General features: G+C 72.0%; 13 protein-coding genes. 10 read left to right on the forward strand and 3 right to left on the reverse strand.

Annotation, left to right across the window (positions count from 1 at the left end):
• Positions 1-86 precede the first annotated feature (86 nt).
• The gene (locus BLQ62_RS11690; protein ID WP_068565325.1) at positions 87-851 is read left to right on the forward strand and encodes a GntR family transcriptional regulator; all 765 of its coding nucleotides are present in this window, start codon (positions 87-89) and stop codon (positions 849-851) included.
• Complete coding sequence (locus BLQ62_RS11695) at positions 848-1546, forward strand: phosphonatase-like hydrolase (RefSeq protein WP_068534586.1); 699 nt, start codon at positions 848-850, stop codon at positions 1544-1546. The genes BLQ62_RS11690 and BLQ62_RS11695 overlap by 4 nt, the downstream gene beginning before the upstream one ends.
• 30 nt (positions 1547-1576) lie before the next feature.
• On the opposite strand, the gene BLQ62_RS11700 is transcribed toward BLQ62_RS11695, so the two are convergent.
• On the reverse strand, positions 1577-2263 hold the full coding sequence (locus BLQ62_RS11700; protein ID WP_231857586.1) for a TVP38/TMEM64 family protein: 687 nt from the start codon (positions 2261-2263) through the stop codon (positions 1577-1579).
• Positions 2264-2387: 124 nt separating this feature from the next.
• Between BLQ62_RS11700 and BLQ62_RS11705 the strand changes: the two genes are divergently transcribed.
• The 3 genes from BLQ62_RS11705 to meaB are packed head-to-tail and all read left to right on the forward strand — an operon-like array spanning position 2388 to position 7394.
• Positions 2388-4181 (forward strand): methylmalonyl-CoA mutase family protein, encoded by a 1794-nt coding sequence (locus BLQ62_RS11705; protein ID WP_068534584.1) that lies wholly within the window; start codon positions 2388-2390, stop codon positions 4179-4181.
• 1 nt (position 4182) lies between these two features.
• Positions 4183-6411 carry a methylmalonyl-CoA mutase gene (gene scpA, locus BLQ62_RS11710; protein WP_068565323.1) on the forward strand — a complete coding sequence of 743 codons (2229 nt, stop codon included), beginning with the start codon at positions 4183-4185 and terminating at the stop codon, positions 6409-6411.
• Complete coding sequence (gene meaB / locus BLQ62_RS11715; protein ID WP_082756542.1) at positions 6411-7394, forward strand: methylmalonyl Co-A mutase-associated GTPase MeaB; 984 nt, start codon at positions 6411-6413, stop codon at positions 7392-7394. Before scpA ends, meaB begins: the two co-directional genes overlap by 1 nt.
• A 3-nt stretch (positions 7395-7397) precedes the next feature.
• Here meaB and BLQ62_RS11720 read toward each other — a convergent pair whose 3' ends face one another.
• The gene (locus BLQ62_RS11720) at positions 7398-8384 is read right to left on the reverse strand and encodes an esterase/lipase family protein (protein WP_114652565.1); all 987 of its coding nucleotides are present in this window, start codon (positions 8382-8384) and stop codon (positions 7398-7400) included.
• A 155-nt stretch (positions 8385-8539) separates the two neighbouring features.
• Here BLQ62_RS11720 and BLQ62_RS11725 point away from each other — a divergent pair, with 155 nt between their 5' ends.
• The 5 genes from BLQ62_RS11725 (at position 8540) to BLQ62_RS11745 (ending at position 13714) form a co-directional block, all read left to right on the forward strand.
• The gene (locus tag BLQ62_RS11725; RefSeq protein WP_068565321.1) at positions 8540-9007 is read left to right on the forward strand and encodes an NADPH-dependent FMN reductase family protein; all 468 of its coding nucleotides are present in this window, start codon (positions 8540-8542) and stop codon (positions 9005-9007) included.
• Between the two features lie 58 nt (positions 9008-9065).
• Entirely contained in the window at positions 9066-10712 is a 1647-nt protein-coding gene (locus BLQ62_RS11730; protein WP_082756406.1) for a thiamine pyrophosphate-binding protein, read from the forward strand.
• Entirely contained in the window at positions 10709-11341 is a 633-nt protein-coding gene (locus BLQ62_RS11735; RefSeq protein WP_068565317.1) for a hypothetical protein, read from the forward strand. The genes BLQ62_RS11730 and BLQ62_RS11735 overlap by 4 nt, the downstream gene beginning before the upstream one ends.
• Entirely contained in the window at positions 11338-12348 is a 1011-nt protein-coding gene (locus BLQ62_RS11740) for a 3-oxoacyl-ACP synthase III family protein (RefSeq protein WP_068565316.1), read from the forward strand. Before BLQ62_RS11735 ends, BLQ62_RS11740 begins: the two co-directional genes overlap by 4 nt.
• Positions 12349-12415: 67 nt before the next feature.
• Entirely contained in the window at positions 12416-13714 is a 1299-nt protein-coding gene (locus tag BLQ62_RS11745) for a TrpB-like pyridoxal phosphate-dependent enzyme (RefSeq protein WP_068565315.1), read from the forward strand.
• Positions 13715-13733: 19 nt separating this feature from the next.
• Here the strand turns inward: BLQ62_RS11745 and BLQ62_RS11750 are convergent, their stop codons facing one another.
• Positions 13734-14060: a hypothetical protein gene (locus BLQ62_RS11750; protein ID WP_068565308.1), complete on the reverse strand. Its 327-nt coding sequence runs from the start codon at positions 14058-14060 to the stop codon at positions 13734-13736.
• Positions 14061-14083: the final 23 nt, after the last annotated feature.

Below are 14083 nucleotides of genomic sequence, written 5' to 3' on the forward strand. Positions count from 1 at the left end.
GTCTGTACATCCAGGTAAGGCGCGCGTTCACCCAGTGTTCATCGACAGTGCAGGCGTGAGAGCTGTTCACTTGTATACTCAATGGCGTGGTCGCAGCTCAGCCCCTCCATCACCGTCTCGCCGCGGAGTTCCGCGCGCGCATCGCCTCCGGTCGCTGGCCGGAAGGCGAACAGGCCCCCAGTGAGGCGCAGCTGTGCGAGGAGTTCGGCACGTCCCGCGGCCCGGTGCGGCAGGCGCTCGCGACGCTGCGCGCGGAGGGCCTGATCGTGGGCGGGCAGGGACGCTCGCCCGTCGTGCGCCGCAACGTTCCCAGCCACAGCGCCAGCGCTCTCGGCTCCTTCACCGCGTGGGCTCGCGCGCAGGGGCGCGAGCCCGGCCAGCGGACCGTGCTGCAGGCGCGCGTCCCGGCGACTTCGGACATCGCCGAGCGGCTCCAGGTCGAGGTGGGGGAGCCGGTGCTGGAGCTGCGGCGCGTCCGCACGCTCGACGGAGCGCCCGCCCTCGGCGAGACGATGTACTTCGTGTGGGCGCTCGGCAGGCGCCTGATGGAGTTCGATCCCGATTCCGGCTCGGTGAACCGGTTCCTGCTGGACGCCGGGGCGGACTTGTACGCGTCCACCCACCAGATCGACGCCGTCGCCGCGACCGCCGAGGACGCCGCGCAACTCGGCCTGCCCGACGGCGCCCCGCTGCTGCGGGTGCGCCGCACCACGACCGACGCCGCCGGCGACGTCGTCGAATACGGCGAGGACCGCTACGTCCCCGGTGTGACCACCGTGATCGTCGAGAACCGACTCTTCGCGGCGCCGAGCCAGGCGCTGCGATCCGTACCCGTCAGGAGAGACGCATGACCGCAACCACCATCGAACTCGTCGCGCTGGACATGGCCGGCACGACGATCGACGACGGCGGTGCCGTTTACGAGGCGCTGCGCGGCGCGGTCGAGGACGGCGGGGCCACCGTCGACCAGGGCGACCTGCAGGTGTGGATGGGGACGGACAAGGTCGAGGCGATCACCAATCTGCTGCGCCTCGGCGGAGTCGAGCCCACGCAGGAGCGGATCGCGGCCGGATTCGCGCGATTCCGTGAGCGGCTGCAGGAGGCCTACGCCGCGACGCCGCCCACCGCGATCGCCGGTGTGCCCGAGGCGCTCCGGGAGATCCGCGCGCTCGGGGTGAAGGTCGCTCTGACCACGGGCTTCGACGACGCAGTCGCGCTGCCGCTGCTCGCGGCCCTCGGCTGGGGGATCGGCGGGGGTCGGGGAACGGTCGTCGACGCGGTCGTGACCACCTCCGACGTGGCGGCCGGGCGCCCCGCGCCGTACATGATCCATCGGGCCATGGAGCGCACCGGCGTCCGCGACGTGCGCCGCGTGCTCGCCGCCGGGGACACCGCCGTCGACGTGCAGGCCGGGAACAACGCCGGCGCGGTGTCGGTGGGCGTGCTCACCGGGAAGGCCGACGGCCGGGTGCTCGCCGAGGCGGGCGCGGATCACGTGCTCGGCGGCGTCGTGGACATTCCCGGCCTCCTGCACGTCCGCGCCTAAAGCAAGCCTTCATCCTTGCGAGCGCTTATGTCAAGCTTTTTCACTTGCGGGCAGGCGCGCATCCACGAGCAGGCCGGCGATGCCGACGGCCATGAGGGCGCCGCTGACCACGACGAGCCACGGCGAGGATTCGCCCGTGAGCGCATCCCCCAGGAGCACGACGGCGATCGTGCCGGGGGCGAGACCGGCGACCGTCGCCGCGAGGTAGGGCCACAGGCACACCGGCGAGAGCGCCGACGCGTAGTTCACCAAGGAGAACGGTGCCACGGCGATGAGCCGTAGCGAGCCGACGGCCAACCAGCCCCGCGCGCGCAGCCGGGCCGCGACCGGGACGTACGCGCGGTGCTCGCGGATCCGGGCGAGCACCGCGGACGGATGCCGTTCGTCGACCGCGCGGACCGCGACGAACGCGATCACCGCCGCCGCGGTGGACGCCACCATGCACAGCAGGATGCCCATCGGCCCGAACAGCACCCCCGCGGACACGGTGAAGAAGGTGCGGGGGATGGGGAAGACCGTCACCACCGTGTGGGCGACGAGGAACAGCACGACGAACCAGGTCCCGGTCGACTCCGCCCAGCCGCGGACCGTCGCGATGCCCGGATGCGGCAGCATCAGTCCGGCGACGACGAGAGCGAGCACGACGACCCCGCCGATCGCCGCGCGCACGACGAGGGCGCGGTCGCCGGGGCGCAGCCGGGATTCGTTGTCGCTCACGTCGAGCCAAGATACGCGGTGCGCGCGCGGAGTGCCGTGACCCTACTGGGGCGTAGCAAGCGCAATCGGTTAACGTGGATTCTCATCGACCCGGCGTGTGCTGGGCCACAGGTGAGGAGGTCTCGTGGCGGACAACCCCTACGAAGCGTGGCGTGAGTCAGTCGGCGCCGTGCTCGCGAAGTCGCGCGGCGGAACGCCGCCGGAGGATCCGATCGCCGCATTGACCACCCCCACCGAGGACGACGGCGTGCAGATCGCGCCGCTGTACTCCCAGCGCGACGAGCTGCCCGAGGCCCCGCTGCCCGGCGCGTTCCCGTTCGTGCGCGGCGGCAACCCGACGCCCGACGTGCGCCTGGGCTGGAAGGTCGCCGAGCGCTTCGACGCGACGACCGACTCCGCCGACGTGCTCGGCGCGCTCGAGTCCGGCGCGAGCGCGCTGTGGCTCACCCGTCCCGATCCCGCGCCGCTGCTCGAGGGCGTCTACCCGGACATGGCGCCGATCCTGCTCACCGCGGGCGGTCGGGCCGCCGAAGCGGCCGCGCAGGTCCACGCCGCACTCGACGAGGCCGCCGGTTCCGACGCCTACCGCGCCGACCTCGTCCGCGTCAGCCTCGGCGCAGCGCCGCTCACCTCGCAGGTCGTCGGCCGCGCCGACGTCTCCCTGGACGAGGCGAGCGAGCTCGCCCGTGCCGCCGATGCCCGCGCGGAGGACGTGCGCGCGATCGTCGTCGACGGTGCCGACCTGCACAACGCGGGTGCCACCGCTGCGCAGGAGCTGGGCCTGGCCGCCGCCGCCGGGCTCGACCACGTGCGTACGCTCACCGCCGCGGGCCTGACCACCGCCGCCGCGCTGCGCCAGCTCACGATCCGCCTGGCCGCCACCGACGACCAGTTCCTCACCCTCGCCAAGATCCGCGCCTGGCGCACGGTCTGGGCCCGCGTCGCGCAGCACCTCGGCGCCCCGGAGGCGGGGAACGCCCCCGTGCACGCCGTGACCTCGCTGGCCGCGACCACGCAGCGCGACCCCTGGGTGAACCTGCTCCGCACCACCATCGCCGCCTTCGGGGCGGGCCTCGGCGGCGCCGACTACGTCACCACTCTCGATTACGACGAGGCGCTGCCCGCCGGCGTCGAGGGGTACTCGCCCGGCTTCACCCGGCGCATCGCCCGCAACACCCAGCTCCTGCTGCTCGAGGAGTCCAACCTCGGACGCGTCGTCGACCCGGGAGCCGGCTCGTGGCACGTCGAGTCGCTCACCGACGACCTCGCCCGCGCCGCCTGGAGCGTGCTGCAGGACGTGGAGCGCGACGGCGGCTTCGCCCGCGGCGCCGCGGAGGAGAGCATCGCGACGCGGCTCGGCGAGTCCGCCGACCGGCGCGACGCCGCCGTGGCCCGTCGCGCCCGCAAACTCACCGGCGTCAACGAGTTCCCGAACCTCGCCGAGCCGCCCGTGGCACCGTCGGCGGCGACGAACGGCCCCGTCGTCCGGTCCTACGCCGCGCCCTTCGAGGCCCTGCGCGCCCGGTCCGACGCGTTCCTGCGGGAGCACGGTGTGCGGCCGCGGGTGCGGATGGTCACCATCGGCAGCGTCGCCCAGCACAACGGCCGGTCGACCTTCCTGACCAACCTGCTGGCCTCCGGCGGCATCGAGACCGTGCTCGACGCCGACGCGCAGGCCGCGGGCACCGCGACGCGCGACGGCTCGCCGGGCGCGCGGATCGCCGTGCTGGCCGGGTCGGACGCGGGCTACGCCGAGGAGGGCGAGGCGCTGGCGCGCACCCTGCGCGACGAGGGGAACCTCGTGCTGCTCGCGGGCGCGCCCGGCACCGTCGACGACGGCCTGATCGACATCTACCTGCACGCGAAGATCGACGCGGCCGCCGCGCTCGACGATCTGCTGACCCGACTGGGGGCATGAGATGACTGACACCATCGGCAGTTTCGCCGAAGTCCCGTTCGAGGAGCTGCACGGCGCAGCGCCGACGAGCGCCGACGTGGACGCCTTCGTCGACGCCTCCGCGCAGGCCTACGCCTACACCCCGGACCAGCTGACCTGGACCACGCCCGAGGGGATCGACGTCAAGCCCGTCTACACCCGCGCCGACCGCGACGCCGTCGCCGAGGCGGGCTACCCCGTCGACTCCTACCCGGGCGCGGTGCCCTTCCTCCGCGGCCCGTACCCGACGATGTACGTCAACCAGCCGTGGACGATCCGGCAGTACGCGGGCTTCTCCACCGCGGCCGAGTCGAACGCCTTCTACCGCCGGAACCTGGCCGCCGGTCAGAAGGGCCTCTCCGTCGCGTTCGATCTGGCGACGCACCGCGGCTACGACTCCGACCACCCGCGCGTCACCGGCGACGTGGGCATGGCCGGCGTGGCGATCGACTCGATCCTCGACATGCGCCAGCTCTTCGACGGCATCGATCTGGGCGGCGTCTCCGTCTCGATGACGATGAACGGCGCCGTGCTGCCGATCCTCGCGCTCTACGTCGTCGCGGCCGAGGAGCAGGGCGTCGGACCGGAGAAGCTCGCGGGCACCATCCAGAACGACATCCTCAAAGAGTTCATGGTGCGCAACACCTACATCTATCCGCCGGCACCGTCCATGCGGATCATCTCGGACATCTTCGCGTACACCTCGCAGAAGATGCCGAAGTTCAACTCGATCTCGATCTCCGGGTACCACATCCAGGAGGCCGGGGCCACAGCCGATCTCGAGCTCGCGTACACGCTGGCCGACGGTGTCGAGTACATCAAGGCCGGCATCGAGGCGGGCCTGGACGTGGACAAGTTCGCGCCGCGCCTGTCCTTCTTCTGGGGTATCGGCATGAACTTCTTCATGGAGGTGGCGAAGCTCCGCGCCGCGCGCCTGCTGTGGAGCGAGCTGGTGGCCGAGTTCGATGCGAAGAACAGCAAGTCCCTCTCGCTGCGCACGCACTCGCAGACCTCGGGCTGGTCGCTCACTGCGCAGGACGTGTTCAACAACGTCGCGCGCACGTGCGTCGAGGCCATGGCCGCCACGCAGGGCCACACCCAGTCGCTGCACACGAACGCCCTCGACGAGGCCATCGCGCTGCCGACGGACTTCTCCGCCCGCATCGCCCGCAACACGCAGCTGGTGCTGCAGCAGGAGTCCGGCACCACCCGGCCCATCGACCCGTGGGGCGGCTCGTACTACGTCGAGACGCTGACCCACGAGCTGGCCGAGCGCGCCCGCGCCCACATCCGCGAGGTGCAGGAGGCCGGCGGCATGGCCAAGGCCATCAACGAGGGCATCCCGAAGCTGCGCATCGAGGAGGCCGCGGCCCGCACCCAGGCGCGCATCGACTCCGGCCGCCAGCCGGTGATCGGCGTGAACAAGTACCAGGTCGCCGAGGACGCGGTGATCGAGCTGCTCAAGGTGGACAACTCCAAGGTCCGCACCGAGCAGCTCGCCAAGCTCGAGCGCCTGCGCGCCGAGCGCGACGACGCGGAGGTGACCGCGACGCTGAAGAATCTGACCCGCGCGGCGGCGTCCTCCGAGGGCGGCCTCGAGAACAACCTGCTGGCGCTCGCGATCGACGCGGCGCGGGCGAAGGCCACCGTCGGCGAGATCTCCGACGCACTCGAGCAGGTCTACGGCCGCCACCAGGCCGAGATCCGTACGCTCAGTGGCGTGTACCGCGACGAGGCCGGTGCGGCCGGCAACATCCAGACCGCGACCGATCTGGTCGCGAAGTTCGAGGAGGCCGACGGCCGCCGCCCCCGCGTGCTCATCGCGAAGATGGGCCAGGACGGGCACGACCGCGGCCAGAAGGTGATCGCCACCGCCTTCGCCGACCTCGGCTTCGACGTCGACGTGGGCCCGCTGTTCTCCACCCCGGAGGAGGTCGCGCAGCAGGCCGCCGACAACGACGTGCACGTCGTCGGCGTCTCCTCGCTCGCCGCCGGCCACCTGACGCTGGTGCCCGCGCTGCGCGACGCGCTCGCCGAGGTGGGCCGCCCCGACATCACCATCGTGGTGGGCGGTGTCATCCCGCCCGGCGATTTCGATGAGCTGTACGCGGCCGGCGCCTCGGCGATCTACCCGCCCGGCACCGTCATCGCGGACGCCGCGGTGAACCTGCTGCACGAGCTGGGCGGCAAGTTGGGGTACCGGCTGGCGTGATCACCGTCGCCGAGCTCGCGGAAGGGGTCAGGGCCGACAAGCGCGCCGTGCTGGCGCGCGCCATCACGATGGTCGAGTCCCGCCGGCCCGACCACCAGGCACTGGCACAGGAGCTGCTGCTGGAGGTGACCCCGCCACCGGATGCGCCGCTCGCGACCCGGGTGGGGATCACCGGCGTGCCCGGGGTGGGCAAGTCGACCACGATCGAGGCGCTGGGCAACCACCTGATCTCGTTGGGGCACAAGGTCGCCGTGCTCGCGGTGGACCCGTCCTCCACGCGCACCGGCGGTTCGATCCTCGGTGACAAGACCAGGATGGGCACCCTCGCCGTGAACCCGCGCGCCTACATCCGGCCCTCGCCCACCTCCGGGACGCTCGGCGGCGTCGCGAAGGCCACTCGCGAAACGATCGTGCTCCTCGAGGCGGCGGGCTTCGACGTGGTGCTCGTCGAGACCGTCGGCGTGGGCCAGTCCGAGGTCACCGTCGCCAACATGGTGGACACGTTCACCTTCCTCACCCTGGCGCGCACCGGCGATCAGCTGCAGGGCATCAAGAAGGGCGTGCTCGAGCTCGCCGACGTCGTGGCGGTCAACAAGGCCGACGGGGACCACGTCGTGGAGGCCCGCGTCGCCGCGCGCGAGCTCTCCGGTGCGCTGCGCCTGATCCACCCGCGCGGTTCGCTGTGGCGGCCGCCCGTGCTCACCCAGAGCGCCGTCGAGGGAACCGGCATCCCCGAGTTCTGGGAGGCGGTGCTGCGGCACCGCAGCACGCTGCAGGAGGCGGGGGAGTTCGACCGGCGCCGCCGGCAGCAGCAGGTCGACTGGACCTGGACGATGGTCCGGGACGCGGTGCTGTCCCGGGTCGAGCAGTCCGACGGCGTCCGTTCCGTCCGCGCCGAGGTGGAGGCCGGCGTGCAGGACGGATCGCTCACCCCCGCCCTCGCCGCGCAGCGGATCCTCGACGCGTTCGACGCGCCCTCCTGACGATCAGTTGGTGAGCTGCTCGATCATGCTCATGTCGTAGGCCCACGGCTGCGGTTCCGAACCGAAGTACGGTGCCACGGCCTCGCAAGCGACGGGCTTCGCGTTCGCCGGATCGAGCGCGTTGAGCACATGGTTCCACGCGCGCCGGCTGTAGGCGGTCGACAGGTGCTCGGACCAGTCCTTCAGGCATCCCTCCTGCAGCGTGATGTTGGTGACCTTCTGCCCCTTGAGGTACTGGCGCGGGTAGGGCGTCACGACCTGATCGTGAACGGTCACGATGGTGGTGTACGTGACTCCCGGGCGGGTGTCCCCGCCCGCGTAGACCTCCTTGGCCACCTCCGATCCGATCGCCTGCTGGCTGAGAGCGGGGGCCACCACGCCGAGGAGCTTCATCACGCCCGGACCGATCGGGCCCAGCGTGGGCTGCAGTAGCGCCACGGTCGACAGGGTCGTTCCGTGGTTGCTGGGCGAGATCCCGACGAACTTGTCCACGTACCGCGCGCCGCCGAGCACGTTCACGTAGTAGGCGGGCATGATGCCGCCGCCCTGCGAGTGACCCACCAGATCCACTTTCCGCGCGCCGGTCTCGGCGAGCACGGCGCGCACCTTGTCCGCGAGCTTGCGGCCACCCTCGCGGACGTCGCCCAGCGCCTGCAACGGCGTTTCGGGGAGGTACGCGGGGTTGCCGTAGTTGAACGAGTAGACGCAGTACCCGGCGTTCTTGAGATACGGCGATCCCGCCTGATACGCGGTCGCCTGGTTTGCGAAGGTCGGATTGACCAGGACGACGGGGTTCGGGTGCGCCGCAGTGGGCTTGCACGGAACGTTCGCGCCCGGCGGTGGGGTCTCGGGGAACAACGCCGGTCCGATCGCGGAGAGGGCGTCCCACCGGACGGGCAGCGGAGCCGCGAATGCGGCACCTCCGCCCGGCACGGACAGCACCGCCGCCGAGAGCATCGCCAGGAGAGTCGCCAGGGCCTTCTTCGTCATCACCGTTCACTTCCGTCGACAAATGATATTGCGATTGCAACACTAGGTATCGATCGTTCGTCTCGCGCCGGATCGGGCGACGTGGCCTCCGCGTCCGACGGGCGGCGGGCCGCCGGCGCCGGGCGTGGCCCGCTCGCTCGTGTCACCATGAGGTCATGTCGGCACTGGTGATCTGCGCGTCCAAGCATCACGGCAACACGCGGCGGGTGGCCGATCGGATCGGCGGGGTGCTGGGCGCGCCGGTGATGACGCCCGGTGAGGTCACGGTGGAGCAGATCGATGCCGCCGACCTGGTCGGATTCGGCTCAGGGGTGTACTGGATGGCCTTCGATCCCGACGTGATCCGGCTCGTGAGTGGCCTCAGCGCGAAACCCCGCGGTACCGCGTTCGTCTACGCGACCAGCGGCCTGCCCGAGACGCCGCTGCGGCGGTACACCCTCGACCTCGCCGATCGGCTCACCGAATGCGGCTTCCAGCTCGCGCCCGAGGCCTTCCTCTGTCGCGGGCTCGACACCATGGGTCCGCTGCGGTTGATCGGCGGCGTGAACAAGGGGCGTCCCGACGACACGGACCTCCTGCGCGCGGAGGCGTTCGCGCAGCGCCTGGCGGCGCAGTGCGCCTAAGCGGACGGCGTTCGCCTGGTCGGTTGTGATCGACATCACACCGGCTTAGGGTGAATCCGTGTCCCCGGCCGTCGCGGATCGTATTGCAAATGCTTTGTATGCGTATGGATTTCGCAACGCATACGGTATCCACGGGGCCAATCCCGAGGATCTGTTCGCGGCGCTGCTGCGGCGGCCGCCGCACCGTCGACTGACGGTGACGATCGCGAAACACGAGTTCGGGGCCGGCGCCATGGCCGACGGCGCCACCCGCATGACGGGCCGTCCCGCCTGCCTCATCGCGACCTCGGGTGGCGCGGCCATGAACTGCGTCCCCGCGCTCGCCGAGTCGTACCAGTCGCGCGTGCCGATCCTGGCCCTGATCGGCAGCCCGCCCACCGGAGCCGAGGGCCGCGGCGCGTTCCAGGACATGTGCGCCGCGCCGCGCACCGTCGACCTGTTGGGCGTCCTGCGCGGGGTCACGGGGTTCTCGGCGAAGGTGTCGGGCCCGGACGACCTGCGCCCCGCGCTCGACGGTGCGCTCGACTGTCTCGAGCGCGGGTTGCCCGCGGCGCTGCTCCTGCCCAAGGACGTGCAGTGCGCCGAGTGCGTCGAGCCGCCGCCCCGGACGCCGGTCCGTCCGGTGGCCCCGGCCCCGTCGGACGAGGTGATCCGCCTGCTTCGCGCCGCGCGCCGGCCGTTGGTCCTCCTCGGAGAAGGTGCGTCGCGGGCACGGCTGGCCGGCCCGGTGTCCGAGCTCTCGGCTGCGACGGGCGCGGTGGTCGCCGCCGGACCCAACGGGCGCGACGCCGTACCGTCGCGCGGGGGCGTCGGGATCGCCGGGGTCATGGGGCATCCCGTGGTGCCGCGCGTCGCGGCCGAGGCCGACTTGATCGTGGCGCTGGGGACCGAGCTCGACCTCATGGATCGCAGCGGGCTCGACGCGGCGATGGACGTCACGTGCACCGTCCACGCCGGGGCCGAGCCGCCGCTCCGCGCGGTCACCGTGCACGAGCCGGTGCGGGATCTCGCCGCGTACACCCGGGCCCTCGCCGCGGCCGCCGGCCCCTGCCGGAGACGGCCGTGGACGCGGGCCGTGCCGGAGCCGATCGTGGTGCCTCGGAACGGGTCCGGTGTGATGACCTGTGCGGACGGTGTGGACGCGCTGGCCGAGGTGATACCGCGCGGCGCCCTGGTCTTCGCGGACGCCGGGAACGCCGGAGCCGCGGCGGTGCACCGGCTTCCGCTGGGTACGGGGGAGCGGTTCCTCGTCGCGCTCGGGATGGGCGGCATGGGGCACGGGATCGCGGCCGGGATCGGCGCCGCGATCGCCACCCGGCGTCCCACGGTGATCCTCGCGGGCGACGGCGCGTTCTTCATGCACGGCATGGAGATCCACACCGCGATCGAGGCGCGAGCGCCGGTCCTGCTCGTGGTCCTCAACAACGACGCGCACGGCATGTGCGTCGCGCGCGAGGACAAGTTCTTCCCGGACCTGCCCGGTATCAATCGGTTCCGTCCCAGCCGGATCGCCGAGGGTCTCGCCGCCATGTTCCCGACGCTGCCCGTCCGCGCGGTCACCACGCCGGACGGTGCGCGGTCCGCGTGCGAGGACCTGCTGGCCGGACTCGGGGGCGGACCGTCGTGCCTGGAGATCGGGACCGACCCGGCCGAGATCCCACCGTTCGCCGCACTGTTGCCCGACACCGCGAAGGAGCACCGATGATCCCGACGATCGACATCGAGGGAACGATCCGGATCGAGAGCCACCCCCGTCCGGTGGCACAGCCGATCCTCGTGGACCGCATGCGCTCGGTGTACCCGCACCAGCAGATATACGGCGACTTCTGCCCCGTGCAGTCCTATGTCAACGCCCCGCCCGACGAGCTGTACGACTGGCTCTCCGACACCCGCTCGCTCGAGGAGTGGACGTACAGCCTGCGCGGCTTCCGCGAGACCGACGAGCCGGGCCTGTGGGTGGCCCGCGACATGCTGGGCTCCGAGACGGAGATCTACACGCGCACCGTCGCCCAGCCCGACGCGCGGACCGTCGACTACCACTGCGCCTGGGACCAGGGAAAGCACCTCTGGATGATCTACCTGATGCGGGTCGTCGACGCGCAGCTCGTGCTGAACCGCCCCGGCTCGGTGGTGCTGTGGGTCAACTGCCATCACCCGTTCTACGACGAGAACCCGTACCCCGAGACCGCCCCGCCCGACCGCCCGGTGTGGGTCGGCGACCTGTGGGACACCTTCGGCGCCGGCCACCAGATGGAGCTCGAGAATCTCAAGGCCATCGCCGAGCACCGGCACGCGCACGGCGAACCCGTCCGGCCCGAATGGATGGACCGGTGAACCCGCGGATCGTCGGGCTCGCGTCGTACCTGCCCGAGAACCGCGTCTCCGCCGACTACTTCCGCGAGTACGCCGACGCCGACAGCCGCACGCTCACCTCGAACCCGATGTTCGCTCCGCCCGCGTACCGGCACCACGCGGCGGCGGGGGAGTCGAACGTCGACCTGATGTGCGCGGCGATCGACCGGCTGCGGGAGCAGGTGGGCGAGGAGGCCCTGCAGGCCGACGTCGTGCTCAGCCACTCCCAGCTGCCCGACCTGCCCGTCGTCGGCTGCGGCGGCGACGTCGCGCGGCGGCTCGGCACGCGGCCGTCGCTGGTACTGGACTTGCACAACGGAGGCTGCGCGGCCTTCCTCCTCATGCTGCAGCTCGCGCGCACCGTGTTCACCGCCGGCACCGCCCGCTCGGCGCTGCTGCTCACCGCCACCAACGCCGCCGGGAACGTCTTCACCCAGGACCGGGTGCGGAACCTGCCGCAGGCCGCCATCCCGGGCGACGGTGCCGCCGCGGCCCTCGTCGTCGCCGATCCGCAGGCCGGCGGGCTCGAGGTGCGCGAGGTGGCGTGCGCGCAGCACAGCGAGTACGCGGGCGACATGACCGCCGCGGTCGATCCGCCGCGCAAGTACTGGGAGGCCGGTGAGGGGCAACTCCACGTCGGCTTCACCGAGGCCAAGATCGCCAAGGTCCTCGCCCGCGGCAACCGGCTGGTCCCGGAGGTCGCGCTCGCCGCCGCGGCCGCCGGCGGGCTGACCGGCCCGCAGGTGGGGCACCTCGTCACCAACCAGCCCAACCGCACCTTCCTGCGGAACTGGCGCGAGGCGCTCGAGCTCCCGCCCGAGCGGCACCCGGACACCTTCGACGAGTGCGGCAACCTGTTCGCCGTCGGTGTTCCGCACACCTTCGCCACGGCCCGTGCGGACGGCCGGATCGGGCCCGGGGAGGACGTGGTCCTCGCGGCGTTCGCCCACGCCGGGGACTTCGCCGCCTCGGCGCTCGTGCGGACCTGACGGGGGTCGCGGCCGGGAGGACGGACCCCGCGCAGGAGTGCGGAGCCGGCGCTCTAGTCTGTGATCCATGACACGCTCGGACGCCGCACCGCACCAGGACATCACCTCGATCGACGTTCCCACCCATTGGTACAACCTGGCCGCGGAGCTGGAGACGCCGATCCCGCCGCACCTGCACCCCGGCACCAAGGAGCCCGTGCAGCCCGAGGACCTGGCGCCGCTCTTCGCGTCCGGACTCATCGCGCAGGAGGCGTCCACCGAGGCGTACCACGAGATCCCCGAGCCGGTCCGCGAGATCCTCGCGATGTGGCGGCCGTCGCCGCTGATCCGTGCGCGCAAGTTCGAGGAGGCACTCGGTACCACCTGCCGGATCTACGTCAAGTACGAGGGCGTGAGCCCCGTCGGTTCTCACAAGACCAATTCGGCGGTGGCGCAGGCCTATTACAACTCCGTCGACGGGGTGCGGAAGCTGACCACCGAGACGGGGGCGGGCCAGTGGGGCAGCGCGCTCTCGTTCGCGGGCGCGCAGTTCGGCATCGATGTCGAGGTGTGGCAGGTGCGGGCCTCCTACGACTCCAAGCCCTATCGCGGTCATCTCATGCGCACCTACGGCGGCACCGTGCACCCCAGCCCGTCCGACCTCACCGAGGCGGGGCGCGCGATGCTGGCGAAGGACCCGAACACCACGGGCAGCCTCGGCATGGCGGTCTCCGAGGCGGTCGAGGTCGCGGCGCAGGACCCCGAGGCCCGCTACGCCCTCGGCAGCGTGCTCAACCACGTGGTGCTGCACCAGTCCGTGATCGGCCTCGAGGCCGTCGACCAGCTGAACCTCCACGAGAACGGGGCCGACGTCGTCTTCGGTTGCGCCGGTGGCGGATCCAACCTCGCCGGCCTCGCGTTCCCGTTCCTGCGGGAGAAGATCCACGGCCGTCAGGACCCGAGGATCGTCGCCGCCGAGCCCGCCGCGTGCCCGTCGATCACGAAGGGCGAGTACCGCTACGACCACGGCGACGTCGCGGGCCTCACGCCGCTGCTCAAGATGCACACGCTCGGCATGGATTTCGTGCCCGACCCGATCCACGCCGGCGGCCTGCGCTATCACGGGATGGCGCCGGCGCTGAGTCACACCGTGGAGCTGGGCCTGGTGGAGGGGATCGCGATCGAGCAGAACGACGCGTTCGCCGCCGGTGTGCTGTTCGCGCGCACCCAGGGGATCGTCCCGGCACCGGAGTCCACGCACGCCATCGCGGCCGCGGCCGACTACGCCCGCGAGCACTCCGACGAGGTCCTGATCATCGGCCTCTCCGGCCACGGCCAGCTCGACCTGCCCGCCTACGCCGAGTACCTCTCGGGCGGCCTGGCCTGAGCACCGCGGGGTCCGGTGGTCAGGAGCCCATCGACCGGCGGATCTCCTCGAGCTTGGCCTTCGCCGCCTTGTCGCGGTCGGCGAAGGCGCGCTCGGCGTCCTGCCCGGCCGCGGTCCCGTGTGCCAGTTCCTCGGCGCCGAGCGCGGTGGTCGTGCGCCGCTCGATCTTGTCGCGGATGTGGTCGAAGGTGGGCACGCCCGCCGGCGTGTAGCCCGTGACGTCCTCGTACGACGGCGCCGTGCTCTCGGCCGGGGGCAGGTCGACGAGCTCCGCGTCGATCGGTTCCGTCGGGGGCGTCGTCGGCGCGCTGGTCGGGGGCTGCTGGTCGTCGCCGGGCTGCGTCATGCCTCCAGCGTAGCGCTGCGGCG

It is taken from the genome of Tsukamurella pulmonis, assembly GCF_900103175.1.
Classification (GTDB): domain Bacteria; phylum Actinomycetota; class Actinomycetes; order Mycobacteriales; family Mycobacteriaceae; genus Tsukamurella; species Tsukamurella pulmonis.

Excerpts from the sequence above, each read along its gene's own strand:
- BLQ62_RS11695 (WP_068534586.1), top strand. The coding sequence starts at position 848 with ATGACCGCAACCACCATCGAACTCGTCGCGCTGGACATGGCCGGCACG.
- scpA (WP_068565323.1), top strand. The coding sequence starts at position 4,183 with ATGACTGACACCATCGGCAGTTTCGCCGAAGTCCCGTTCGAGGAGCTG.
- BLQ62_RS11720 (WP_114652565.1), bottom strand. The coding sequence starts at position 8,384 with ATGACGAAGAAGGCCCTGGCGACTCTCCTGGCGATGCTCTCGGCGGCG.
- BLQ62_RS11725 (WP_068565321.1), top strand. The coding sequence starts at position 8,540 with ATGTCGGCACTGGTGATCTGCGCGTCCAAGCATCACGGCAACACGCGG.
- BLQ62_RS11735 (WP_068565317.1), top strand. The coding sequence starts at position 10,709 with ATGATCCCGACGATCGACATCGAGGGAACGATCCGGATCGAGAGCCAC.
- BLQ62_RS11745 (WP_068565315.1), top strand. The coding sequence starts at position 12,416 with ATGACACGCTCGGACGCCGCACCGCACCAGGACATCACCTCGATCGAC.
- BLQ62_RS11750 (WP_068565308.1), bottom strand. The coding sequence starts at position 14,060 with ATGACGCAGCCCGGCGACGACCAGCAGCCCCCGACCAGCGCGCCGACG.